At 44.9% G+C, this 24,281-nt stretch carries 27 protein-coding genes; 20 read left to right on the top strand and 7 right to left on the bottom strand.

The genetic code is table 11. The features are described 5' to 3' along the window. The first annotated feature begins 15 nt into the window (after positions 1 to 15). The 8 genes from nrdR to A3739_RS15230 are packed head-to-tail and all read left to right on the top strand — an operon-like array spanning position 16 to position 5,883. Entirely contained in the window at positions 16 to 489 is a 474-nt protein-coding gene (gene nrdR, locus A3739_RS15265; RefSeq protein ID WP_068478615.1) for a transcriptional regulator NrdR, read from the top strand. Between the two features lie 21 nt (positions 490 to 510). Continuing rightward, positions 511 to 1,626: a bifunctional diaminohydroxyphosphoribosylaminopyrimidine deaminase/5-amino-6-(5-phosphoribosylamino)uracil reductase RibD gene (gene ribD, locus A3739_RS15260; RefSeq protein WP_068478614.1), complete on the top strand. Its 1,116-nt coding sequence runs from the start codon at positions 511 to 513 to the stop codon at positions 1,624 to 1,626. Positions 1,627 to 1,628: 2 nt separating this feature from the next. Next, positions 1,629 to 2,288, top strand: coding sequence for a riboflavin synthase (locus A3739_RS15255; protein WP_068478611.1), 660 nt, complete (start codon positions 1,629 to 1,631; stop codon positions 2,286 to 2,288). A gap of 40 nt (positions 2,289 to 2,328) precedes the next feature. Beyond that, positions 2,329 to 3,432 carry a bifunctional 3,4-dihydroxy-2-butanone-4-phosphate synthase/GTP cyclohydrolase II gene (gene ribBA / locus A3739_RS15250; RefSeq protein ID WP_068478609.1) on the top strand — a complete coding sequence of 368 codons (1,104 nt, stop codon included), beginning with the start codon at positions 2,329 to 2,331 and terminating at the stop codon, positions 3,430 to 3,432. Between the two features lie 25 nt (positions 3,433 to 3,457). Further along, positions 3,458 to 3,934, top strand: coding sequence for a 6,7-dimethyl-8-ribityllumazine synthase (gene ribE / locus A3739_RS15245; RefSeq protein WP_068478606.1), 477 nt, complete (start codon positions 3,458 to 3,460; stop codon positions 3,932 to 3,934). Beyond that, complete coding sequence (gene nusB, locus A3739_RS15240; RefSeq protein WP_068478603.1) at positions 3,934 to 4,401, top strand: transcription antitermination factor NusB; 468 nt, start codon at positions 3,934 to 3,936, stop codon at positions 4,399 to 4,401. Before ribE ends, nusB begins: the two co-directional genes overlap by 1 nt. A 35-nt stretch (positions 4,402 to 4,436) precedes the next feature. Continuing rightward, positions 4,437 to 5,402: a thiamine-phosphate kinase gene (thiL, locus tag A3739_RS15235; protein WP_068478599.1), complete on the top strand. Its 966-nt coding sequence runs from the start codon at positions 4,437 to 4,439 to the stop codon at positions 5,400 to 5,402. Further along, the gene (locus A3739_RS15230) at positions 5,395 to 5,883 is read left to right on the top strand and encodes a phosphatidylglycerophosphatase A (protein WP_231876602.1); all 489 of its coding nucleotides are present in this window, start codon (positions 5,395 to 5,397) and stop codon (positions 5,881 to 5,883) included. Before thiL ends, A3739_RS15230 begins: the two co-directional genes overlap by 8 nt. Here the strand turns inward: A3739_RS15230 and A3739_RS30905 are convergent. Continuing rightward, positions 5,870 to 6,067 carry a DUF6316 family protein gene (locus A3739_RS30905; protein ID WP_082868871.1) on the bottom strand — a complete coding sequence of 66 codons (198 nt, stop codon included), beginning with the start codon at positions 6,065 to 6,067 and terminating at the stop codon, positions 5,870 to 5,872. The two genes, A3739_RS15230 and A3739_RS30905, sit on opposite strands and share 14 nt — an antisense overlap. 194 nt (positions 6,068 to 6,261) lie before the next feature. On the opposite strand from A3739_RS30905, the gene A3739_RS15225 reads away from it, so the two are divergent. Further along, positions 6,262 to 6,912 carry a DUF2057 family protein gene (locus A3739_RS15225; protein WP_068478596.1) on the top strand — a complete coding sequence of 217 codons (651 nt, stop codon included), beginning with the start codon at positions 6,262 to 6,264 and terminating at the stop codon, positions 6,910 to 6,912. Positions 6,913 to 6,915: 3 nt separating this feature from the next. Here the strand turns inward: A3739_RS15225 and A3739_RS15220 are convergent, their stop codons facing one another. Further along, positions 6,916 to 8,439, bottom strand: coding sequence for a wax ester/triacylglycerol synthase domain-containing protein (locus tag A3739_RS15220; RefSeq protein ID WP_068478593.1), 1,524 nt, complete (start codon positions 8,437 to 8,439; stop codon positions 6,916 to 6,918). A 31-nt stretch (positions 8,440 to 8,470) separates the two neighbouring features. Continuing rightward, entirely contained in the window at positions 8,471 to 9,439 is a 969-nt protein-coding gene (locus tag A3739_RS15215) for a polyprenyl synthetase family protein (RefSeq protein WP_068478590.1), read from the bottom strand. Positions 9,440 to 9,731: 292 nt separating this feature from the next. Here A3739_RS15215 and rplU point away from each other — a divergent pair, with 292 nt between their 5' ends. The 4 genes from rplU to proB all read left to right on the top strand — a co-directional run bounded on the left by rplU (position 9,732) and on the right by proB (position 12,820). Beyond that, complete coding sequence (gene rplU, locus A3739_RS15210; protein WP_068458279.1) at positions 9,732 to 10,043, top strand: 50S ribosomal protein L21; 312 nt, start codon at positions 9,732 to 9,734, stop codon at positions 10,041 to 10,043. A gap of 49 nt (positions 10,044 to 10,092) precedes the next feature. Continuing rightward, on the top strand, positions 10,093 to 10,353 hold the full coding sequence (rpmA, locus tag A3739_RS15205; RefSeq protein WP_068478588.1) for a 50S ribosomal protein L27: 261 nt from the start codon (positions 10,093 to 10,095) through the stop codon (positions 10,351 to 10,353). A 115-nt stretch (positions 10,354 to 10,468) separates the two neighbouring features. Continuing rightward, a complete protein-coding gene (cgtA, locus tag A3739_RS15200) occupies positions 10,469 to 11,665 on the top strand; it encodes an Obg family GTPase CgtA (protein ID WP_068478586.1) in 1,197 nt (398 codons plus the stop codon). 9 nt (positions 11,666 to 11,674) lie between these two features. Further along, positions 11,675 to 12,820, top strand: coding sequence for a glutamate 5-kinase (proB, locus tag A3739_RS15195; protein WP_231876601.1), 1,146 nt, complete (start codon positions 11,675 to 11,677; stop codon positions 12,818 to 12,820). 68 nt (positions 12,821 to 12,888) lie between these two features. On the opposite strand, the gene rpsT is transcribed toward proB, so the two are convergent. From rpsT to A3739_RS15175, 4 genes are all read right to left on the bottom strand, one after another. Beyond that, a complete protein-coding gene (gene rpsT, locus A3739_RS15190) occupies positions 12,889 to 13,155 on the bottom strand; it encodes a 30S ribosomal protein S20 (protein ID WP_068474025.1) in 267 nt (88 codons plus the stop codon). A gap of 215 nt (positions 13,156 to 13,370) precedes the next feature. Next, entirely contained in the window at positions 13,371 to 14,579 is a 1,209-nt protein-coding gene (locus tag A3739_RS15185; RefSeq protein WP_068478584.1) for an iron-containing alcohol dehydrogenase, read from the bottom strand. Positions 14,580 to 14,964: 385 nt separating this feature from the next. After that, a complete protein-coding gene (locus A3739_RS15180) occupies positions 14,965 to 15,885 on the bottom strand; it encodes a haloalkane dehalogenase (protein WP_068478582.1) in 921 nt (306 codons plus the stop codon). A 90-nt stretch (positions 15,886 to 15,975) separates the two neighbouring features. After that, on the bottom strand, positions 15,976 to 16,296 hold the full coding sequence (locus A3739_RS15175; protein WP_068478580.1) for a hypothetical protein: 321 nt from the start codon (positions 16,294 to 16,296) through the stop codon (positions 15,976 to 15,978). A 102-nt stretch (positions 16,297 to 16,398) separates the two neighbouring features. Between A3739_RS15175 and murJ the strand changes: the two genes are divergently transcribed. The 7 genes from murJ to ispH all read left to right on the top strand — a co-directional run. Beyond that, the gene (gene murJ, locus A3739_RS15170; protein WP_082878440.1) at positions 16,399 to 17,967 is read left to right on the top strand and encodes a murein biosynthesis integral membrane protein MurJ; all 1,569 of its coding nucleotides are present in this window, start codon (positions 16,399 to 16,401) and stop codon (positions 17,965 to 17,967) included. 174 nt (positions 17,968 to 18,141) lie between these two features. Then, on the top strand, positions 18,142 to 18,450 hold the full coding sequence (locus A3739_RS15165) for a hypothetical protein (RefSeq protein ID WP_068478578.1): 309 nt from the start codon (positions 18,142 to 18,144) through the stop codon (positions 18,448 to 18,450). 118 nt (positions 18,451 to 18,568) lie between these two features. Next, positions 18,569 to 19,543, top strand: a complete 975-nt coding sequence (ribF, locus tag A3739_RS15160) for a bifunctional riboflavin kinase/FAD synthetase (RefSeq protein ID WP_068478576.1) — start codon at positions 18,569 to 18,571, stop codon at positions 19,541 to 19,543. Next, entirely contained in the window at positions 19,540 to 22,380 is a 2,841-nt protein-coding gene (gene ileS, locus A3739_RS15155) for an isoleucine--tRNA ligase (RefSeq protein ID WP_068478574.1), read from the top strand. The genes ribF and ileS overlap by 4 nt, the downstream gene beginning before the upstream one ends. Before the next feature lie 34 nt (positions 22,381 to 22,414). Then, positions 22,415 to 22,918, top strand: coding sequence for a signal peptidase II (gene lspA / locus A3739_RS15150; protein WP_068478572.1), 504 nt, complete (start codon positions 22,415 to 22,417; stop codon positions 22,916 to 22,918). 65 nt (positions 22,919 to 22,983) lie between these two features. After that, a complete protein-coding gene (locus tag A3739_RS15145) occupies positions 22,984 to 23,421 on the top strand; it encodes a peptidylprolyl isomerase (RefSeq protein ID WP_068478570.1) in 438 nt (145 codons plus the stop codon). A gap of 17 nt (positions 23,422 to 23,438) precedes the next feature. After that, positions 23,439 to 24,281 (top strand): 4-hydroxy-3-methylbut-2-enyl diphosphate reductase (gene ispH / locus A3739_RS15140; protein ID WP_068501962.1); only part of this gene is annotated, 843 nt, incomplete at its 3' end.

The following is a 24,281-nucleotide window of genomic DNA, read 5'->3' as shown; positions in this document are numbered from 1 at the left end:
CAGGGTTGATTCCTCATGCATTGTCCGTTTTGTAAGGCGACTGACACGAAGGTTTACGACTCTCGTTTGGTTTCTGACGGCAATCAAGTACGTCGTCGACGCGAGTGCTTGACCTGCCAAGAACGCTTTACCACATTTGAAACGGCTGAGCTTGTGATGCCGCGGGTTGTTAAACAAGACGGCTCGCGCCAACCCTTCGATGAAGAAAAGCTGAATCGTGGTGTTCAGCGAGCTTTAGAAAAGCGTCCTGTGAGTATTGAGTCTATTGAACAAGCGATAGACAACATCAAGTATCGTCTGCGAGCGACTGGTGAGCGAGAACTATCTTCATTGCAAGTGGGTGAAGAAGTGATGCGAGAACTTCGAAGTTTAGATGAAGTTGCATATGTTCGATTTGCCTCGGTATATCGCAGTTTCCAAGACATCAATGAGTTTAAAGAAGAGATTGATCGCTTAGCCAAGCGTGATCGCTCTTCTGATAACGCATAAGCACTAAGAGTTTTGCTCCATATGCATGACTGGTCGGCTGATGATCATCGTTATATGGCTCGTGCTATCGAGTTAGCCTGGCTTGGTGAATTAAGTTGCCAGCCTAATCCACGTGTTGGTTGTGTCATAGTGCGCGATGGTCAGATTGTTGGAGAGGGCTTTCATGAACGAGCAGGTGAAGGCCATGCTGAGGTTAACGCATTAGCTCAAGCCGGAGAGTTGGCCAAAGGTGCTACGGCATATGTAACCCTAGAGCCTTGCAGTCATTACGGTAGAACTCCACCTTGTGCAAGAGCCTTAGTCGATGCGGGATTGGCACGCGTTATTAGTGCGATGCAAGATCCGAATCCCTTGGTTGCAGGTAAGGGCGTAAGCATATTGAGTGATGCTGGTATTCAGGTTGAACTAGGATTGCTCGAAGAGCAATCGAAGCAGCTAAATATTGGTTTTATTTCAAGAATGACGCGTAAGCGACCCTTTGTACGTCTAAAGATGGCAGCGAGTGTTGATGGGCGAACAGCAATGGCTTCTGGCGAAAGTCAGTGGATTACCGGTGCTGCTGCGAGAGAAGATGTACAAGCGTGGCGCGCAAAGTCTTCTGCTATTTTAACTGGCGTAGGAACCGTTCTATACGACAATGCCAAGTTAACGGTGCGAACTGATCATCTACTCGATAAACGAGGGTTTCAGCCGATGCGCGTGGTTCTTGATGCGCACGCACGTTTAACCGGGCAAGAAGCGGTTTTTGAGAACAATGCTGCGGTGCAGTATGTCGTATCGGAAGAGGCTAAGGTTTCTCCCGAAATTGTGGGTTCGCAACATGTCAATGTCGTACGTTTAGCATTGGACGCGAAAGGATATTTTGATTTATCTGCGCTTCTCCATGCTCTGGCCGAACAAGAAGTCAATGATCTTTTTGTGGAGGCTGGAGAGAGTCTTTCTGGCAGTTTTATAGATCAAAATTGCGTAGATGAATTACTGCTGTATGTTGCGCCTAAGTTGATGGGGCATCAGGCAAAAGCTCTGGCGAATCTGCCATTTGATCGTATGGGGCAGGCCATAGATTTAGATCTTAAGGATGTTCGACAAGTAGGGGCCGATCTACGATTTCAGTATCAATTTAAGGGCGCTCTTTAGAAATGTTTACAGGTATTATTGAGGCGGTTGGCACCATAGCTGCCATTGAAAGTGCTCGTTCAGGCGCTCAACTTCGTATCAATGTCCAAGCCCTTGATATGAGTGATGTTCAATTGGGAGACAGCATTGCTGTAAACGGAGTTTGTCTGACTGTCACCGCTTTCTCTCCTAATGATTTTTGTGCGGATATCTCCGCAGAGTCATTGCGTTACACACGATTCGCAACGATGCGAGTCGGTGATCGAGTTAATCTTGAAAAAGCGCTTACGCTTTCGCGCCGTTTAGGTGGCCACTTAGTCAGTGGGCATGTTGATGGAATAGGGTCTATAGTTGCTGTCAGCTCAGAAGGTGACTCATTACGTTATACCATTCACTGTTCATCGGAACTTTCGCGCTATATCGCGAATAAAGGCTCAATTACCGTGGATGGAGTTAGTCTTACAGTGACTGGTTTGGTGGATGAAGGATTTACTCTCAATATTGTTCCTCATACCGCTCAGAATACGATTATCCCTGAGTACTCAACTGGCCGAGATGTGCACTTAGAGGTAGATCTTATGGCTCGCTATGCAGAGCGGTTATTGAGTTTTTCAGATGAAAAGCAATCGCCGAAGTCGGTGATTGATGAAGCGTTTTTAGCAAAGAACGGTTACAAGATATAGAAACATACCTAGCTTAATTTGCTGGGTCTTTGGAGGTTGAATGAAGCTCAACACTGTTGAAGAGCTAGTTGAAGATATCCGTCAAGGTAAAATGGTTATTCTGATGGATGACGAGGACCGAGAGAACGAAGGTGATCTCGTTATTGCGGCAGAGCAAGTGCGTCCTGAAGATATTAATTTCATGGCGACACATGCGCGTGGTCTCATTTGTATGACGATGACGAGAGATCGTGCGGATTATTTTGGCTTGCCTCCGATGGCGCATGCAAATAACGCACAATTTTCAACTAATTTTACTGTTTCGATTGAAGCGGCAGAAGGTGTAACGACGGGCATCTCTGCTGCGGATCGTGCTCATACTATTCGGACTGCTGTGGGTCGAAATAGCAAACCCCAAGATATCGTCCAGCCGGGTCATGTTTTCCCAATTGTTGCTCAGCCTGGTGGCGTATTAACGCGTGCGGGTCATACAGAAGCTGGTTGCGATTTGGCGAGAATGGCTGGCTTTGAAGCGGCTTCGGTCATTGTTGAAATTATGAATGATGATGGCACGATGGCACGTCGCCCTGATCTTGAAGAATTTGCGAAAAAACACGATCTAAAAATTGGCACAATCGCCGATATGATTCATTATCGTGCTCTGAATGAGCAGACGGTTACTCGTCAGGAAGAGCACGGCGTTCAAACTGAGCATGGTGATTTTCAGCTGATTACCTACAAAGATACTTTGCAAGGCGATGTGCATATGGCTTTCGTGTTGGGTGATGTAGATCAGGTTGATGCGCCAATAGTACGTGTTCAATACCCTGACATACTGCGTGACACAATTGGTGTACGAAAAGAAGGTTCTCAATCTTGGTCGGTGCAAAACTCGCTAGCAAAAATTGCTGAAGCAGGCGCTGGTGTATTGGTGCTGTTAGGTGATTCATACGAAGCCTCAATGGAAGACCGCTTGGTTGAGTTTTTTAACTCATCTTCTCCCCAATCAGGTGGGCAAGGTGCGTATTTGACGGTTGGCACAGGCTCGCAAATATTGCGTGATTTGGGCGTTCATAAAATGCGCTTGCTCGCGCCAGAGATGAAGTTTTCGGCGCTGTCGGGCTTTGATCTTGAAGTAACAGAATTCATTCCGTACAACGGATAAAACAGCTAATTAAAGAGTAAAAAAGATGCGAAATATCAAAATTCATGAAGGTGACTTTAAAGAAGTTTCAGGTAAGTTTGCCTTAGTAGTTGGTCGTTTTAATGCTTTCGTTGTGGAAAGTTTGGTAGAAGGTGCGATTGACGCGCTTGTACGTCAAGGTATTGCGGAAGAAGATATTGAAATCTTCCGTGTTCCTGGTGCGTTTGAGCTTCCGCTAGCAGTTCAGCGTGTGGCTAAAACGGGTCAATTTGACGCTATTGTCGCGCTTGGAGCAGTGATTCGCGGTGGTACACCACACTTTGAGTACGTGGCAGGTGAATGTACAAAAGGAATTAGCGCTGTTTCATTAGAGACTAATCTACCTATTGCCTTTGGCGTATTGACTGTCGATAGCATCGAACAAGCGATTGAGCGTTCAGGCACGAAAGCTGGCAACAAAGGTGCGGAAGCAGCGATGTCAGCATTAGAAATGCTTACCTTGTTTAAAAACGCAGGTATTTAATGAGCGAATTTGATTCTAGTGTGCCTAAGAAGGTCACTACATCTCAGCGTAAGAGAGCGCGAACACTAGTGCTCCAAGCGCTTTATCAATGGCAGTTGGGCCATTCTAGTACGTCTCAGATAGAAGCGGAGTTTCGTACTGATAATGACTTCGGAAAGATCGATCAAGCTTATTTCGAGCAAGTGTTTCGAACGATTCCAAGTTCTACCAATGAACTAGATCAACAATATGAAGTGTTGCTAGACCGTGCCTTAGAAGAGGTCGACCCAATTGAGCTGGCTATTTTACGTATTGGTACGTTTGAGCTAATGCATCGCATCGATATTCCTTTGGGGGTTGTGATCAACGAAGCGATTGAACTCGCAAAAGAGTTTGGCGGTACAGATGGTCACAAGTATGTGAATAGCATATTGGACAAGTTAGGTAATAAGCTGCGTTCTGCTGAAGCCAGTGCGCAACGCAAATAGCAATTTAATGCTGGGGTGGTTAGGACAATCTACACATGAACTCTCGTTTAAGGAAAAGCCGCGAGTTTGATCTAATCACTTCTTTGTTTTCTAAAAGTCGCGCTCCGTCGTTTGATCTTGGGATAGGCGATGATGCTGCGGTGTTTTCACCTCCTTCAAACCAGTCTCTCGTGTTGTCGATAGATACCTCGGTTGAGGGACGGCATTTTCCAGCTGGTTTCCCTCCCGAATTCATTGCTAAACGAGCACTGGGTTCTGCGCTCAGCGACATAGCCGCAATGGGAGCCCAGCCACATCATTTTACTATAGCTTTAACACTGCCAGAGTTCGATACGGTTTGGTGCGAGCGATTTTCTACAGGCTTATATGATCTGGCCGAGCAATTTAATATTTCGCTAGTTGGTGGCGATACGACTAAAGGGCCTCTGACAATTAGTATTCAGGTGCATGGCTTAGTCGATAAAGGTAACTATTTAACTCGATCCTCCGCATCGCCCGCGGATTTAATTTTTGTATCAGGTTGCTTGGGTGATGCGCATGCGGGTCTGCTATTAGCGTTAGAAGGCAAAGAGTTAACTGAGCCATACCAACAAGCATTATTTGAAAGCTTTGCTTCGCCAACGCCTCAGATAGCGCTTGGCATGGCAGTTAATGGGCTAGCGAGTTCAGCGCTTGATGTTTCAGATGGTCTACTGGCTGACTTAGAGCATTTGTGCTGTGCCTCGGGCTTGTCGGCCGAACTAGAGTTAAGTGCGGTGCCATTGTCAGATGATTTGCTGAAATATAGAGATTATGACTTTGCAATGCAGGCAGCATTAAATGGCGGTGATGACTATCAGTTACTCATCACGGCTTCTTCAGATAAGCGTCAACGACTGTTAGAGCTAGGGTTTATTGAAATCGGCGCGATGTTAGCGGATGAGGGCAGCGTGTTGTCAGCAAAGTTAAATGGGGAGTCTGTGGCTCTGCCGGAAAAACGAGGCTTTGATCATTTTGAGTGATAAAAAAATTCCCTTACGCCTTTTGAAAGACCCCCGTTGCTTATTGGCATTTGGTTTTGGCAGTGGCTGCGCATCGAAAGCACCTGGGACTTTTGGTACATTGGCAGCTATCCCCTTTTATCTACTAATTTCAGACTTAGCGCCATTGCATTATCTTTTAGTTTGCCTTGGTTCTTTTGTTGTAGGTTGTTATCTCTGTGATATTGCGAGCCAGAAATTGCAGGTGCATGACCACGGAGGCATTGTCTGGGACGAATTTGTCGGCTACTGGATTGCTATGTTTGCTGCGCCGTCTGGCTGGCAGTGGATTCTGATAGGTTTTGTACTATTCCGCCTTTTTGATATTTGGAAGCCGTGGCCAATTCGAATACTGGACAAGCACGTACATGGCGGGTTTGGCATCATGATTGATGATGTTGTTGCAGGTCTTTATGCCCTTGGCTGTGTACACCTAATAGCTGTCGCTGTTAGTGGGTTTTAGGAAGTTTCTGAACGACGCTGAGAAATCTTGCTAGGCTAGCTTCCGCTCTCTCTTTTGATGCGTATGGGCCGCTATCAAACCCCTCTCGTGTTGAAAAATACCAACGATCTCCTGCGCAAAAGAACCGTTCGCTTCTGAAAGGAATGTTTCCTGACTCGCCTTTTCTGTGACTCTGTGTGGTCATGGCTAATCCTGCTTTTCTAAGTTAGTCCCCTAATTTAGTATCAATTGTATAAAAAACAATCTATCTGTTTGGGTGTCTAGATCTTGTTTTATGAAATTAGAGTTAGCATTGTTTAGTTAGGTCTTTGGTATGTTGAAAGCTACACATACTGCGTTCAGAATGGCACACTGAGTTTTAAATTTCCTAGGACCATCATGAATACATTAAAAATAACTGTAGTATGCCTCGTGTTGCTATTTTTGGCAGGTTGTTCAACAAAGCCAGTACAAGTATATGAAGGAGAAGCCCTAGCTGCAGATCAGCAAGCGATGATCACGGCGGGTGAAAATATTGAGATTACGCGTATTAATGGGAAGAAAATGAAAGAATATTTGCTTTCAAATATCGATACGCATTACGCACTCAAGCCTGGGAAGAAAAAGGTTGTCTTTAATTACACGAGTGTTTGGGCGGTATCTAAAGTAGGTCCAGATGGAGAGCGTTCAGAGCTAGTTGAATCCGGCCCGCAGTTTGTTGAATTTGATGCTTCGGCTGGACAAGCCTTATCGTTTGATTTTAAAGATGTTGCTAACGTTAGAGAAGCGCGTGACTTTGCGCTAGCCTTTGTAGCTTCTGTTGTTGATCAAAATGGCAATATCGTAGCGATGTCAGAGCCATATGATGCTGAGAATCATAGTCCAGTGTCGGCAGCTGTTGTTGCGGATGCTCCTGCTAACGTAGCTGTGACCGCGACACCATCTGCGCCAATAGATCAGGGTTTACTGACTATTGATGCGCTTAAAGTGCTTTGGGATCAAGCATCAAGCGAAGAGAAAAAAGAATTTCTAAAATGGGCGTTTAAGTAAGTTTTATTCGCCTTGCTTCGAGCTTGTAGTGGATGAGAATAGTCCGCTTACAAGCTCACTTGCATCGTCAATAATGCCGCTTACAAATGACCGGCTCTCATCCTCTTTTTCTTCAAGTGCTGTATGTTTCAATTGATCTATACGTTCCAGCGCTTCTTCCAAGTAACGAGAAAATGGCTTCTCTCCGTTGAAGCGATCTGGACAATATGTGCAGTTGATATTGTATTCGCCGTTATAACTGATGATGGTGATCGTTAAGCCAATTCCATCAAACAATGGGCTGCTGCATGACAAAGAAACTAGTTCGTTTTCTTCTAAATACAGAGGGAATTGTGGGCCTGGAATATTGATGATTGGGAGGTTGAACATCGGCTTAAACTTTTGAGCCAATAAAAATTCTGAGTATACGCGAGCAGAAAGTGAGGCCATATTGCTAGGTACAAGCTCGGTTAGTCTGTTCGCAGATATAGCGTCGTCATAATGATTTGAACTTGTGGCCATCGAATGAATCTGGCGAATTCGACGAATAGGGTTTGATTCATTGGTGATTAACGAAAACAAACTAGCAGTGAGTTGTTTTCCAGATTTATACGTAAGGCTTGTTGAGCGCACTGAGATTGGAGAAAGTGCAATCAGCGGAGCCTTCGGAAGAGCGTTATTATCTTTTAGGTAGCTATGAAGTGCCTCAGCACAGACTCCAATAAGAATGTCGTTGGTCGTGACATTATTTAGCTCTTGTCGGAGTGTGCGAATAGAAGAGAACGACAAGCGTAAGTTGTCGCTGACGCGCTTGCTTGAGACTTTCTTATTTAGCGGGGTGCTCGCTACGCTTAATAGTGCTGAGGGAAGATTTAAACGCTGCAGTTTTTCGTACAGAACGCTGTAAAACGCTGAAGATGCAGTATCTTTGAGCAAGTTTGCAATGCTCGATGGAATGGAAAGAGCTGTGTTATAGGCCGCCTCAATCAAAGATGCTGTTTCAGGTAGTTCAGTGGGCACCCATGGCTCTGGTGTTGTTAGCTTTTGAACATGCGGAGAGACATCTAATAGCTGGCTGAGAATGTCTTCACCAGTTGAATGGTCAAGTGCTGAGATGTGTGTAACGAGGATAAGCGCAAAGTGTTGCTTGGAGTATCCTGACTCGCTATCTAAACCGTCAACATAATAAACTTGCCACAAAGGTTGGTGGCGCTCGAGCGGTGTATTGAGTATTTTGGCGGATAGTTCTTCAAGGCTGCATGGGCTTTTAAGGGTGTTAAGTTGGATGTGGTGTACATGATTCTCCAAATCAAAATTTGGGTCGTCACACCAGATCGGAAATTCGTTGTTTAATGGCGCCTCAACAAGTTTCTGACGCAAGAAAATTTCATTACCAAGCTTGTTTGCGATAAGGGCTTTGATTCGCTCGAAGTTAAATTTCGAGCGCGTGCTCTTTTTCTTGAATATATAAGTACCGCCAACTTGCAATGGTGCTCGGCTACTTTCCAAAAATAGAAACGAAGCATCAAGCTCGGATAAAGTTCGCATACATTTAAGCCTTGGTTATTATAGTTTGCGCTTATTTATTTCTATTTACGCTAATTTCCGCTAAGTGAATGAGACAATCACAATAGATATTGTTGCCTAATTGTTTGGCAGCCTTGATTGCGTCGTTTTTGCATCGCTCTGCAGCTTCTTGAGTATATGCGAGAGCGCCAGTGCTTTGAACAATGTTGATGACTTCTTCAATCATATTGCCATCGCCTTTGCGGATAGCTGTTCTGATTGTGGTGGTTTGTTCTTCGCTGCCGATTTGCATGGCTTGTATCAGCGGCAATGTTGGCTTTCCTTCGGCTAGATCATCACCAATATTTTTTCCCATTTCTTGAGCGTTGCCGGTGTAATCCAGGATGTCATCGATGAGTTGAAATGCGAGTCCTAGTTTTAATCCGTATTCTTTTGCTGCGTTGATTGTTTGTTCGTCGCAATCTGCCAAGGTAGCGATGCCCTGTGAAGCAGCAATGAAGAGCATTGCAGTCTTACTCTCGATAACGTCGTAATATTGCTGCTCAGAGATATTTGGGTTTTTTGCATTCATTAACTGAAAGACTTCGCCTTCAGCGATAATGTTTGTTGTGTTAGCAAGAATGCCCATTAGCTCAACACTACCGATATCTACCATCATTTGAAAAGCGCGTGAATAAAGGAAGTCGCCAACCAATACGCTCGGGGCGTTTCCCCAGTTTGCGTTCGCAGTGGCTTTGCCTCGACGCAATTCTGATGTATCGACTACGTCGTCGTGAAGTAAGGTTGCGGTATGCAAAAACTCAATGATTGTTGCGAGCTTTACCGCATTATCGTTATTGTAGTTGAGTGCTTTTGCGGTCAAGAGCGTGATAAGTGGGCGCATGCGTTTACCACCGCTCTCAATAATATATTGTGCGATTTTTTCAACTAAAGGAACGCGAGATGATAGTTGATCGAAAATCAGGGCGTTGACTGCGTCGAACTCTTGCTCAACGCTCTGGTAGATGTCTTTTAAGTGCATTTAATCGTTCAAATTTTTGTAGAGTTTTGCTGCTTATCTATCGATGCGGTGCAAATGCTATGGTTCGGTGTGTCGAGTGTCAAGATAAGTTCTTATTAGATTGGCTTCAGTGTTGCATTTGCTTTCTTGTTTTATTAAAATCACGCGCCCCTCAAATACGAGGTTGTTCTCTGTTATAGGGTTGCCGAAGAGCTTCCTTTAGAAACAGATGTTAAAAAGCAGTGCTTTAAGAAACAACGGCAGGGTAGATTCAGATCTATAAGTTGAGGGTTATTAAAATTGGAGAACATAAATGTACGCAGTTATCGTAAGCGGTGGTAAGCAGCACCGTGTTACAGAAGGCGAAGTACTTAAGCTTGAAAAAATTGAGCTTGAGACAGGCGCTAAAGTAGATTTTGATCGAGTATTGCTTGTAGCGAATGGTGACGATGTAAAAATTGGTGAGCCAAACGTGAAAGGCGCTAAAGTGACAGCAGAAATCGTTAGTCACGGCCGTCATGACAAAGTAAAAATCATGAAGTTCAAGCGTCGTAAGCATCACATGAAGCAAATGGGTCACCGTCAGTGGTACACTGAGGTGAAAATCACTGGTATTAAAGGCTAAGCTAAGCGTTTGCACTTAGTGCGAATCAGATAGCGAAAGGAGTAATCTAATGGCTCACAAGAAAGCGGGTGGTAGTACCCGGAACGGTCGCGATTCCGAGAGTAAACGCTTAGGCGTTAAGCGCTTCGGCGGCCAAGTTGTTTCAGCAGGTAGCATTATTGTTCGTCAACGTGGTACACGTTTCCACGCTGGTACTAACGTTGGTTGTGGTAAAGACCACACTTTGTTTGCAACTGCAGACGGCGTTGTTCAGTTTGTTACAAAAGGCCCTCAAAACCGCAAATACGTAGAGATCGTAGCAGCGGAATAAGCTTGGTCTTATCAAAAAAAGCTCCGCATTGCGGGGCTTTTTTTTTGCGTTTTTGTAGCGCATGAAAAACTAGCAGTTAAACTGAGTCAGTGGCTTGTAGATAGAGCGGAAAAATATGAAATTTGTAGATGAAGCAACGATATCTGTTGAGGCAGGAAAAGGTGGAAATGGGTGTTTAAGTTTTCGTCGCGAAAAGTATATCCCTAAGGGTGGCCCAGATGGCGGTGATGGCGGTGACGGCGGATCCGTGATTCTCGAGGCTGGGGAAGGTATTAATACGCTTATTGATTATCGCTATGTTCGGCAATATCGAGCTCAGTCTGGTGAAGGTGGTAAAGGGCGAAATTGTACCGGCGCGAAAGGTGAAGACTTGGTATTAAGTGTGCCTGTCGGTACGAGTGTCTTTGATGTTGATACTGAGGAAGTGCTCGGCGATTTGACTGAAATAGGTCAGCAGTTAGTTGTTGCGCAAGGTGGCTGGCATGGTTTGGGAAATACTCGCTTTAAATCAAGTACTAATCGCGCTCCTCGACAAACATCGCCGGGTAAGCCGGGTGAGAAGCGCAACCTCCGTCTTGAATTGAAAGTACTTGCTGATGTTGGTTTGTTGGGTCTGCCTAATGCAGGCAAATCTACATTGATTCGTTCGGTATCTGCCGCGAAGCCGAAGGTCGCGAACTATCCCTTTACAACGCTTGTTCCTAATTTGGGTGTCGTGCGTGTTGAGTCTCACCGAAGTTTTGTGATGGCCGATATACCAGGTTTGATTAAAGGTGCCTCGGAAGGTGCGGGTCTTGGTATACGTTTTCTGAAGCACTTAGTTCGTACCCGTTTGCTGCTTCATGTTGTCGACATGGCTCCATTTGATGGGAAAGAGCCTCTAGAGGCGATTAATGAGATCGTTGGTGAATTAGAGGGGTTTAGTCCGACCTTAGCCTCAAGAGAGCGTTGGTTGGTCTTGAATAAGCTCGATATGGTTCCAGAAGATGAGCGAGATCAGCGTTGTGATGAGTTGATAAAAGCGTTGAATTGGACTGGTCCAGTTTACAAAGCGTCAGCTTTGAATAATGAGGGCTTAGAGCCTCTAGTATGGGATATCATGCGTTGGATTGAAGAGCGAGCTGAGGCAGAGTCGAATGATGAAGAGTTGGCTCAGATGGAAGCTGGTCTGAAAGAGGCGATGCAGAAAGAAGCGCGTCAGCGTCTTGAGGAATATAAGGTCGCTCGAAAAGCGTCGCGTGCTAGCGAAGATGATGAAGATGACGACTTTGACGATGATGATTACGACGTTGAAGTTGAGTATGCGCCATAAGAGGTTGTCGTGCTAGATAGTAAGAGTATCGATGCGGCTCGTAGTAAGTTGCCTGCCGCAAAGCGAATAGTAGTTAAGATTGGTAGTGCGCTGTTAACGGACGATGGTCGAGGTCTCGATAGGGCGTCCATCAAAAAGTGGGTTGCTCAGATGGCGGCTTGTCGTCAGTCTGGAATCGAGCTTGTTTTGGTGTCCTCTGGTTCGGTGGCAGAGGGTATGGTGCGGCTTGGTTTGGATGCTAGACCTGAGCAACTTAATTTATTGCAGGCTGCTGCAGCGGTTGGTCAAACAGGGTTGGTCAATGCTTATGAGGAGTTCTTTCGCTCTCATGGATTAGCGACTGCGCAGATTCTACTGACTCATGAAGATTTGTCAGATCGTAAGCGTTATTTGAATGCTCGAAGCACGATCACAACCTTACTTGAAATGTGTGCGGTGCCTATCATCAATGAAAACGACACGGTTGTGACTGATGAAATTCGTTTTGGCGATAATGATACTTTAGGTGCTTTGGTTGCTAACTTAGTAGATGCTGACGGCCTGATTATCCTGACTGATCAGGATGGTATGTTTGATAAAGATCCTCGTGTTAATTCTGATGCTAAGCTCCTGAATGTTGTCCGTGCACAAGATAAGGCGCTTGATGCTATGGCGGGTGGGCGCTCTGGGGCTCTTGGTCGAGGTGGTATGGCAACCAAGTTGCGGGCTGCTAGATTAGCTGCGCGTTCAGGTGCATATACAGTTGTTGCTGGTGGGAAGATCGATGAAATCATCTCTCGCTTATTACAAGGTGAGCATCTGGGTACTTTGTTTGAGTCGAATACCGATCGGCAATTAGCGCGTAAACAATGGCTTGCAGGCCATTTGCAGACAAAGGGAAGTTTTACGCTTGATGATGGTGCGGTAAAGGCGCTTAGTGCTGGTGGAAATAGCTTGCTTGCTGTCGGTGTTGTTGAGCTTTCTGGTGATTTTAGGCGAGGCGAGATGGTGCGTTGTATTGATGTTGCTGGCAGAGAGGTAGCTCGGGGGCTGAGTAATTATAGCGCGCAAGAGGCGGTGAGGATTTTGGGTAAAGCGAGTTCTGTAATTGCTTCAGAGTTAGGTTATTGCCATGAGCCAGAGCTTATTCATGCTGATAATTTAGTTCTAACTTAAGAGTAAGCAAATAATTTAGACATAAAAAAAACCGAGCAAAGCTCGGTTTTTTTTATGTCTGCGTCGAATTAAGCTTTAAGCGCTTTAACTCGTGCGTTGAGACGGCTCTTGATACGAGCAGCTTTGTTTTTAGGGAACAAGTTCTTGTTCACCATGCCGTCGATAAGAGGTACAGCAGTTACATATGCTGCTTGAGCGTCATCGTAGTTGCCGCCAGCAATCTGTGCGTCAACTTTCTTGATGTAAGTGCGAACCATAGATCGTTGGCTTGCGTTGCGTTGGCGGCGTACTTCTTGTTGACGCGCGCGTTTCTTTGAAGATGGGGAGTTAGCCACCGTAATGCTCCTAAAATTTCGCGAAAATATTCAAACTAGCTGACTCAAAACTGCGAAATCGCTTACTTTTTGAGCCTGCGTTAAAAAAGGACGCGAGACTATGCCGTTTTAATTACTTAATGTCAAGGCTTCAGTTGGCCTTGAATGTTAAGTGTTGTTGCCTTGTTGAAGAGGAAGGGCTTTGCCTCTCCCGTCAACTTATTAAGTGAACTTCTTTACGCCACCATTTTTCCAATTAATGCCTCGCAAGTGCCCTTATCCATATACTTTGGTACCGGGTAATTTGCATGTGCTTCTTCCAGAGCAAGCTTCGCAATGCGCGGGATGTCTTCTTTTTTAAGGCTATCAAGTGTCTCTGGGATTTCGAACGACTGCAACATGCTACGTACTCTAGCTATAAATTTATCAGCGAGTTGTTTGTTGCTTTCTCTGCCTGTTTTTAAAGCACTAGCTTTTGCAAGTTCAGCAAGCTGAGGAATGATGTCGCTTTTCGAATAGTCCAAGATGTGTGGTAAGACGATCGAATTGGCGAGACCGTGAGGCGTTGAGTATAGAGCGCCAAAGTTATGCGCAATAGCGTGTACATAACCAACACCTGCTTTTGTAAATGCTAGTCCTGCATAATATGACGCCATGGCCATATTTTGGCGTGCCTCAAAGTTTTTTCCGTCATGTACTGCTGTTTCTAAATTTTCCATGATGAGTTTGGTCGCTGCTAATGCGTAACCACGTGTCTCATCCGTAGCATTAGTGGAAATGAACGACTCGATTGCATGAGTTAAAGCATCCATACCTGTTGCCGCAGTGACAGCAGGCGGAAGGCCAAGCATTAATTTACCGTCTAATGCCGCCATGGCTGGTACAAGCTTTGGATCAACGATTGGCGATTTTTGATGTGTATCTGGATCTGAAACGACCGAAACAATTGTGACTTCAGAACCTGTGCCTGCGGTTGTTGGCACAACGAATAACGGTAAAGGTGCTTTTCGGATTTTAAATAGCCCAGCCATTTTTTCGAGAGACTTATCGTTTGTAGCTCTTGCAGCAATGGCTTTACTTGCATCAATAGGTGAGCCTCCACCAACAGCTAAAATCCCTTCGCATTTGTTTTTCTTGAGAATACTCAAGCCTTTTTCGACTTGATCATAAGTAGGGTCTGGAAGAATGCCGTCGTAAATAGTGACATTGATACCTTGTTCTTCTAGTTTTGCTTGAATTTTGTTGAGCAGTCCTATTTCTACAAGCACTTTGTCTGTGACAAGCAATAGCTTTTTGATGCCTAGGTGGTGAATGGCTTCACAAAGTTCTAGTGATGAGTCCGCGCCGGAAAAAAGAGTAGGCTTTGGCATTGGGATAACGGCGGCCGCTACTTTAAGAGCTTTGGTTAGGCCTTTGTAGTATTGAACTTTTACTGGAAATAGCATGGATTTACTCGTCTAAATGAAATAATACAAAACGCGTGATTATGCGTATCACTTAAAATTAGAGTATATACTCTAATTTTAAGAATGGAAGAAAAGCCTGTTGATGAAACTTCTCTCGCCTTGATCAATTCGGCAGATTTTGTGCGATATGACTGGAGTGAAAGCGTTGTGGTAACTGTGTCACGGTTTTTGAAATAAAACGTTACACATTGCAAATTATTTGCAACATACAAATAGACGGTGGGGGCTTATAGTAAAAGCATACCGAATGTGTTGCGATTCAGGCCCGCAACGTGATCGGCCAAGTTTTTAGTGATTTCGTTTCCAAGCCCGCTTTTTAGCGGGCTTTTTTTTGCTTTGAAAAGAGTGTTGGTGATAGCAAATATTAGGCGCTGGCGCTCACGGAACTTTTAAGGTCGATATCTTCAAGCAGTTTATTTATCGCTGCAGCAAATTCTGCCCCAGCGTCTTCTTGTAAAAAGTGCCCGCCCTTGAGTGTAATGTGCTCTTGACCGTGAGCCCCCGGAATACGCTTCTGCATGTATCTATCGCCTCCGCGCGTAATTGGGTCGCCATTGCTGAATGTGGTTAGGAATGGTTTTTCCCATTTCTCGAGGACTTTCCAAGCTTCTTTATTTGCGCTAGATGCTGGATTATCAGGGGAGATTGGGACGAGTGCAGGAAAAGCTCTTGTTCCAGCTTTGTATTTTGAGCTAGGAAACGGCGCATCGTAAGCACGTATTTCATCAGGACTAAGCGTTTTAAAACAGCCAGTGTTTATGATTTTCGCGATGGGAAACCAGGGGCTGTTTAATGCAAATGCGCGCCAAATTTTAAATGCTTTTGGAACTGTCTCATCACCCGTGGGCAACATGCCGTTGCCAACTACGATGGCTTTAAATCTGTCTGAGTTCTCTGCGGCTAAGCGTAAGCCAAGTAGTGATCCCCAGTCTTGGCATACAAGAGTGATGTTGTTGAGCTCGAGTTGATCAATGAAATTAAGAAGCCAGTCAACATGTGTTTCGTAGCTATAGTCGTTTTTATTGGTTGGTTTATCTGATTTTCCGAAGCCAATGAGATCTGGCGCAATCACTCTATGTCCAGCAGCTGCGCAAATAGGAATCATGTGTCGATATAAATACGACCATGTTGGTTCGCCATGGAGCATGAGAACGGGATCTGCATTTTTAGAACCTTCGTCAACATAGTGCATCCGCAAGCCATCAATATCTTTATAGTTGGGCTTGAAAGGGTAATTAGATAGGCGAGCAAAGCGAGAGTCTGGCGTGCGAATGAATGGAATCATGTATAGCCTCTATATGTTTTTATTTTTTATCTCGGTAATGCTAGCGGGATGATCAAAAAAACACCAGAGGCAAAAGATTTCGCGATGCGCTTAGTCTTTTAGATCTAGATATCCACGCTGAATCGATGTTTCAAATGCTTTAGAACCCTCCGCCAACTCCTCAAAGCGTAAACGGTGAGCACGAAGTTTTTGCATTTCGTCGTTGCTAGGGAAATTCTCAGTTCCCTCATACTGCTTACATAGCGTGTATAGATGCTCTAAATATTCTGCGCGACTGCGTGCTACTAGTTCGACAATAGGCTGGAGATCGCTGATGCAAAGCTCATCAATTTTAGGGTTGATTTGCTCCTTGTTTGTCGTTTTTAAAAGCTGCTCAAATTGCATAAGTAAGCGATTAATGCTCTTGTCCATAATTCACCTCAGTTCTTCTTTATTCTCTAAGCATAGTGAAAGTCTCGCGATAGTCGAGTAGCATGGCGAGCATATTAATTGTTCAGAAAAATAAGACCTTGTATGGATTCCGAGGCAAGCCAAAGTCCCGCTAAAAAAAATTTATTTCGTTCTTCCGCAATTGTTGGATTGATGACAATGGTGTCTCGCTTTCTAGGCTTAGCGAGAGACGTTGTTGTCGCTAATTTCTTTGGTGCCAGTGCCGGCGCAGATGCATTTTTTGTTGCTTTCAAAATCCCTAACTTTTTTCGACGCTTATTTGCCGAGGGAGCATTTTCGCAAGCCTTTATTCCCGTATTGGCAGATTACAAAGATGGGCAGGATAGAGATGCGGTCAGAACATTACTGGGTTCTGTTTTAGGTGTGCTCGGCGCAGTTCTATTTGTATTTAGTTTATTAGCTGTGCTCGGTGCTCCTTGGGTGACAGCACTGTTTGCTCCTGGCTTTTTGGATGAGCCTACTAAGTACGAGCTTGCTAGCACTATGCTACAAATTACGTTCCCTTATCTTTTCTTGATATCGCTGACTGCGTTTGCCGGCGCGGTCTTAAATAGTTATGGAAACTTTGCTGTTCCAGCATTTACACCAGTACTGCTGAATTTGAGTTTGATTGCATCGGCGGTTTTTTTAACCCCTTTATTTGCTCAGCCGGTTATTGCGCTTGCGTGGGGTGTTTTTATCGCTGGTGTATTGCAGCTGTTTTTTCAATTGCCGTTTTTACTGCGATTGGGTTTGCTACCTAGGCCAATATTAGATTATCGGCATGAGGGCGTACGCAAAATCGGTGCATTAATGTTGCCAGCAATGTTTGGGGTTTCGGTGAGCCAGATTAATTTATTGCTCGATACAATTCTCGCATCCTTGCTGCAAACAGGAAGCGTGTCTTGGCTGTATTACTCGGATAGATTGGTTGAGCTGCCGCTTGGAGTCTTTGGTATTGCGATTGCGACGGTGATTTTGCCGGCGCTTTCAGCAAATAATGCCGCAAAGTCGGAAGAGGCTTTTTCAGCCACTATCGATTGGGCTTTGAAAATGGTTCTTTTAATTGGCTTGCCTGCAGCACTTGCTTTAATCGTTTTGGCAGAACCATTAATCGCCGTGTTGTTTCATTATGGAGCTTTGAACGATACTGATGTGCTGCAGTCTGCTCACAGTTTGCGAGCATATGCTTTAGGCTTGTTGGCGTTTATGTTCGTCAAAGTCCTAGCGCCGGGTTTTTTCGCGCGAAAGGATATGCGTACACCGGTCAAAATTGGCATCTATGCCATGATCGCCAACATGGTATTTAATCTCGCGCTTATCTGGCCTTTACAGCACGCAGGGCTTGCGCTGGCTACTGCAATGTCGGCTTGGTTAAATGCAATTTGTTTATTGGTGGTTTTGAAGCGACAAGGCGTTTACAAGTCAGGTAATGGCTGGTTTGTATTTGTAATACGTTTGCTGGGTGCTGTCGTCGCTATGGTGTTAGTGGTTTCATATTTGAATTCACCAACTCAAGAATGGTTGGTTTGGGATGTTTGGCAGCGTATCTCGACGATTGGTTTGCTTGTCATCTGTGGAATCTTTAGTTACTTCATTGTTTTGCTTTGCTTGGGTTTAAACTTGAAAAATATGCTTAAGCAAAAGGTGTAGTGATACCTAGTGAACTGTACGCTATTCTCTTAGTTTGTTAATTCATTAAACAAAGCTGTGATCTAAGTCGAAAAACCTAGTGGTGTTGTCTTTATTTTGTTCAGTTAACAGGATTTAATAAGCGATAACTTAAGTTTACACAGTGTTTTGGCAAGCGAATTTCGCGGAGATCTCATGAAACTTTTTATATCAGCGTTCACAGTTTTTGTGCTCATTTTTGTATCTGCTGCTTCGTATGCCAATGATGATGAGTTTAAGCCTGCCTACCAGAATATCGATTCTTATGATTTAGATGACTCCGATAAATTATTTGTTCGTCACAAGGGGCGTAACTACTACACATCAGGCAAAGATGCTGGTGATAACACTATTCGAGTGAATGAGAATAATGAAGAGTCGACTGATGAGACGGTCGGTATTTTAACGTTTTTGATTGCTCCAGCGGCTATTGTTTACATGAACTTGACCGGGTGGTGGGAATAAAACATCGCTTGACGAATAAAATTTTCCTTTCTTTCACCTAAACCATGGGCGCTTGATTGAATAAGTGCCTCCTCAACATTTATAATCCCCAGCTATTTTTTGCAGTGATGTAGGGCAAATGAAGCTCCTTCGAGGCTTATACAACAACCCTCTTCCAGAGGAAGGGTGTGTCGCAACGATTGGAAATTTCGATGGTGTTCATCTGGGGCACCAAGAAATTGTACGTCGTGTTGTTGAGCGGGCTAGTGATCTTAATCTCCCCTCGGTTGTCGTCGTGTTCGAACCTCAACCGCAAGAGTATTTTAAAGGCGAGCAGGCACCCGCGCGTTTAATGCGATTTCGTGACAAGTACGAATGTCTGCAAAATTACGGCTTAGATTATATTTGCGTACTTCAATTTAATGAGAAGTTTCGTGCCCTCACTGCCAAAGCATTTATTGATCAAGTTTTGGTGAATCACTTAAAAGTGAAACACTTGGTCGTTGGAGATGACTTTCGTTTTGGCGGAGATCGCCAAGGTGATTTTCAAGCCTTGTTAAATGCTGGTGAGGAATTTGGCTTTACGGTTGAAAATTCCGATACCTACAAAGTTGAGGGTACAGAGAGCCAAGCTCGCGTCAGCTCTACATTGGTCCGCGTTAAGTTAGCAGACGGTGAGTTTGATACGGTTGAAAGATTGCTCGGTCGTCCTTATACCTTGTCGGGACGCGTGATGTATGGGCAACAGCTTGGCAGAACGATTGGCTTTCCCACGGCCAACATTGCATTGCGTCGAAAGAGCAACCCACTAAAGGGTGTGTTTGCATTACAAGTCGATGTAATGAGCGGTGATCATGCCGGTTCATATTACGGCGTGGCTAATTTGGGTAAGAAACCTAGTGTTGGTGAATTTGACGCCAACTTAGAAATACATATTTTTGACTTCTCTGGCGATATATATGGTCAGAGAGTACAGGTAGAGTTCCTGAAAAAAATTCGCAATGAGCAGAAGTTTGAGAGCCTTCAAGCACTGCAAGAACAAATAGAACGCGATAACGTCGCTGCGAGAGAGTTCGTAGCACAACTTAATGAGAATGAAGCGAAAAGACTATGAGTGATTATAAGCACACCTTGAATTTGCCGGATACCGAATTTCCGATGCGCGGCAACCTCGCTCAGCGTGAGCCAGGTATGTTGAAGCAATGGCAAGATCAGGATCTTTATCAAAAGATTCGCGATGCGCGCCAAGGTGCTGAAAAGTTTATTTTGCATGATGGCCCTCCATACGCGAACGGCAACATCCACATTGGTCACTCTGTTAATAAAATTCTTAAAGACATTATCGTGAAATCGAAAACCATGAGTGGTTTCGATGCGCCATATATCCCGGGTTGGGACTGCCACGGTTTGCCAATCGAACACAATGTTGAAAAGAAAATTGGTAAAGCAGGCGTTAAGGTTGAGTTCTCGGCGTTCCGTAAAGCATGTCGTGAATATGCAGCAAAGCAAGTAGCTGGTCAGAAAGAAGACTTCATTCGTTTAGGTGTCTTTGGTGATTGGGACAAGCCTTATCTCACCATGGACTTCAAGTTCGAGGCCGATATTATTCGTGCATTAGGCAAGATCATTGATAACGGCCACTTAGTAAAAGGCTTCAAGCCAGTTTACTGGAGTGTGGTGGGTGGTTCTGCGTTGGCTGAAGCTGAAGTTGAATATCAAGACAAAGAAAGTACAGCTATTGATGCCCGTTACGATGTTGTCGATCGAGCTTCTGTGTTTGGTAAATTTGATGCCGCCGATAATGGCCAAAATCTTTCTATCGTAATTTGGACAACAACGGCTTGGACGCTTCCATCTAGCCAAGCGGTTTCTTTGAATCCTGATCTTGATTATTCCTTAGTGAAAGTCGATCTAGGATTGGGCGAAGAACTTGTGGTTCTTGCGCAAGCACTCGTTGATGACGCTATGGAGCGTTATGGTGCTGAAAACTTTGAAGTCGTTGGCTCGGCGAAAGGTTCTGATCTTGAAGGTGAGTTGTTGGTTCATCCTTTTTACCGCGACAAGCAGCTTCCTGTACTAGTTGGTGATCACGTAACAACAGATGCCGGTACGGGTGCAGTACATACAGCGCCTGACCATGGTGTTGATGACTTCAATGTTGGCAATAAGTACGGCTTAAAAACACTTAACTATGTCGACGATAACGGTGTTTATCGCGATATCGTTCCGATGTTTGCAGGTCAGCACGTTTATAAAGCCGACGGTCCGGTTCTTGAAGCGTTAACTAACGAAGGCAAGTTAGTTCTTAGCAAAAAGTTCTCGCACAGCTACCCGCATTGCTGGCGTACAAAAACGCCACTAATCTTCCGTGCAACGCCTCAGTGGTTTGTGAGCATGACGGAAAATGGCTTGAAAGATAAAGCGCTAGAAGCTGTGAAAGGCGTTAAATGGGTGCCATCTTGGGGTCAAAATCGTATTGAAGCGATGCTTGAGCAAAGCCCTGATTGGTGTATCTCACGTCAGCGTACTTGGGGTGTTCCGATTGCCTTGTTCGTGCACAAAGAAACTCAAGAACTTCATCCAAAAACGTCAGAGCTGATTGAACAAGTGGCTCAGCGTGTCGAAGGCACTGGCATGGATGCATGGTTCGATTTAGATGCTTCAGAGCTACTTGGCGATGATGCAGACAACTGGAACAAAGTAACCGATACCTTAGATGTATGGTTCGACTCTGGTGTGACACATGCAGCGGTACTTGAACAGCGCGCAGAGCTTGGTCAATACCCGGCAGATCTTTACTTAGAAGGTTCGGATCAGCACCGTGGTTGGTTCCAGTCATCTTTGAAAACTGGTATTGCGATCAAGGGTGAAGCGCCATACAAGCAAGTGCTTACACATGGCTTTACCGTGGATGGTGAAGGCCGCAAGATGTCTAAGTCCATTGGTAACGTGGTTTCGCCGCAAGAAGTGATGAACAAGCTTGGTGCAGATATCCTACGTTTGTGGGTTGCTGCGACGGACTACAGCGGTGACATGACGGTATCGGATGAAATCCTCAAGCGTACAGCAGATTCATATCGCCGTATTCGTAATACCGCGCGATTCTTGTTAAGTAATATCAATGGTTTTGATCCAAAAGCGGACTTAGTACCGAATGATCAAATGATTGCACTAGATCGTTGGGCTGTAGATCAGGCACTTCAACTGCAAGCAGAGCTTCAAGAAGCGTATGACAACTACAACTTCTTAGGCGTGTTCCAGAAGTTGGTTCAGTTCTGTGTTGGTGAGTTGGGTGGTTTCTACTTAGATATCATCAAAGACCGTCAGTACACCACGCAAGCGAATAGCTTGGCTCGTCGTTCTTGTCAGACTGCGATGTATCATATTCTAGAAGCAATGACGCGCTGGATGGCGCCAATCTTAAGCTTCACGGCTGATGAGATCTGGGCTGTTATGCCGCAGCCAGTATCAGGTGAGCGAGATGAGAGCGTATTCTTGGCTGAGTGGTATACCGACTTAGTTGCACTTTCAGATGATGAGCCGCAAGGTCGTGACTTCTGGAATAAAGTGATGGCGGCAAAAGAAGCTGTTAATAAGTGTATCGAAGAAGAGCGTAATGCCGGCAATGTAAAAGGCTCACTAACGACTGTAGTTAGTTTGTACTGTGAAGGTGATTTGGCTGACACCCTGAGCACCTTAGGCGAAGAGTTGCGTTTCGTATTGATTACCTCTGGCGCACGCGTGCTTGGCTTGAGTGATGATGGCCATGCCGATGCGAAGCCTTCTGACTTAGAAGGTTTGCTTGTGAAGGTTCAACCTAGCTCTGATGTGAAGTGTGATCGTTGCTGGCACCACCGTCCGGAAGTCGGCACGATTGAAGCGCACAAGGATCTGTGTCAGCGCTGTGTTGATAATATCGATGGCGAAGGTGAATCGCGTCAGTATGCTTAATCAATAGCAATTAAATAGAGCAGGGTTACTAAGTATGTTGAAGTATTTGTGGTTGTCGTTGAGTGTTGTGGTGTTAGATCTTTACACCAAATACTTAGCGAGCACGCAGTTGGAATATGCGATTCCTGTGCCCGTGATGCCGCACTTCAACTTTACTCTGCTCCACAACACTGGAGCGGCGTTTAGTTTTCTCGCGAATGAAGGTGGCTGGCAACGTTGGTTCTTTATTGTCTTAGCTCTGGGCGTCAGTATCGCGCTTGTTCGTTGGGTTTACACGCTCAAAAATGACCGTTGGTTAGCGATTGCTTTATGTCTCGTTTTAGGTGGGGCACTAGGTAACCTGTATGACCGGATAATGCTGGGATATGTTGTCGATTTCCTTCATTTTTACTGGAACGATTATCACTTTCCAGCCTTCAACATTGCAGATAGCGCTATCTCGGTTGGTGCCGCAATGTTGGTATTAGATATGTTCCGTAGCAAGGACGAAGACGGTAACCCAAAACCAAAGAGTCGTTCTGAGTCTCGGGCAATATAGTCTCGAGTCATATACTAGAGAGCGATTTCGTTTCTGTTTAACGTTCCATTTAGGTAGTTAAAAACGTGAGTTTAGTTGTTTCTGCGGACACACGTGTCACGCTTTATTTTTCTTTGAGCCTGCAAGATGGCTCAGTCGTCGATTCTAATTTTGACGCTAACCCAGCGACATTTGAGTATGGTGATGGTCAATTACCCGATGGCTTCTTGTCCTGCCTTGATGGCATGAAAGAAGGTGAGGAGGGGGCTTGGCTCGTGACTCCAGAAAAAGCGTTTGGGATGCCAAATCCAAATAATGTTCAAACCTTTAAACGTTCCGACTTCGCAGCAGATATGCAACTTGAAAAAGGCCTAGTCATTTCTTTTGCTGATGCGAGTCAGTCTGAGTTGCCTGGCGTTATAAAGCAGTTTGACGACGAAGAAGTGGTGGTCGATTTCAACCATCCGCTAGCTGGCGATACATTAACGTTCAAGGTTAAGATCGTTTCGATAGAAACTATTTAGGGATCATAGTTCAACTCATGCAAATTCAACTTGCTAACCCCCGAGGATTTTGTGCTGGTGTCGATCGCGCGATTGAGATCGTTAATCGTGCATTAGAGGTATTCGGAGCGCCAGTGTATGTGCGTCACGAAGTTGTTCATAACCGTTTTGTTGTGGATGACCTAAAGAATCGTGGCGCTATATTCGTTGATGAGTTGCATGAAGTACCTGATGATGCTTTGGTGATTTTCAGTGCGCATGGCGTGTCTAAAGCTGTGCAAAATGAAGCGCAAGATCGAGGCTTGAAAGTCTTCGATGCGACCTGTCCTCTTGTCACGAAAGTACATCTTGAAGTGACCAAATTCTCGCGTGATGGAATGGAGTGCGTCTTGATTGGCCACGAAGGCCACCCTGAGGTCGAAGGTACGATGGGACAGTACGATGATTCTAATGGCGGAGTTATCTATCTTGTTGAAGACGCAAGCGATGTTGCTCAGTTATCTGTCAAAGATCCTGAAAACCTAGCGTATGTAACGCAGACAACTTTATCTGTGGACGATACTTCAGTGGTGATTGATGCTTTACGAGAGAAGTTCCCGAAAATTCAAGGCCCGAGAAAAGACGATATTTGTTATGCCACGCAAAATCGCCAAGATGCTGTAAAACAAATGGCTCCTTCTTCTGATTTGATGTTAGTGGTTGGTTCTCCAAATAGCTCTAACTCAAATCGTCTACGTGAGCTTTCAGAGCGTATGGGAACAAAAGCTTATTTGATTGATGATCAGTCTCAGATCGAAGACGCTTGGCTTGATGGTGTTAATAATGTCGCGGTCACAGCTGGTGCTTCAGCGCCAGAAGTCTTAGTACAAGCAGTTATTGAT

Source organism: Oleiphilus sp. HI0067, from assembly GCF_001635735.1.
The sequence above is the reverse complement of the archived record's forward strand: the minus strand, read 5'-3'. Positions and strand labels throughout refer to the sequence as shown.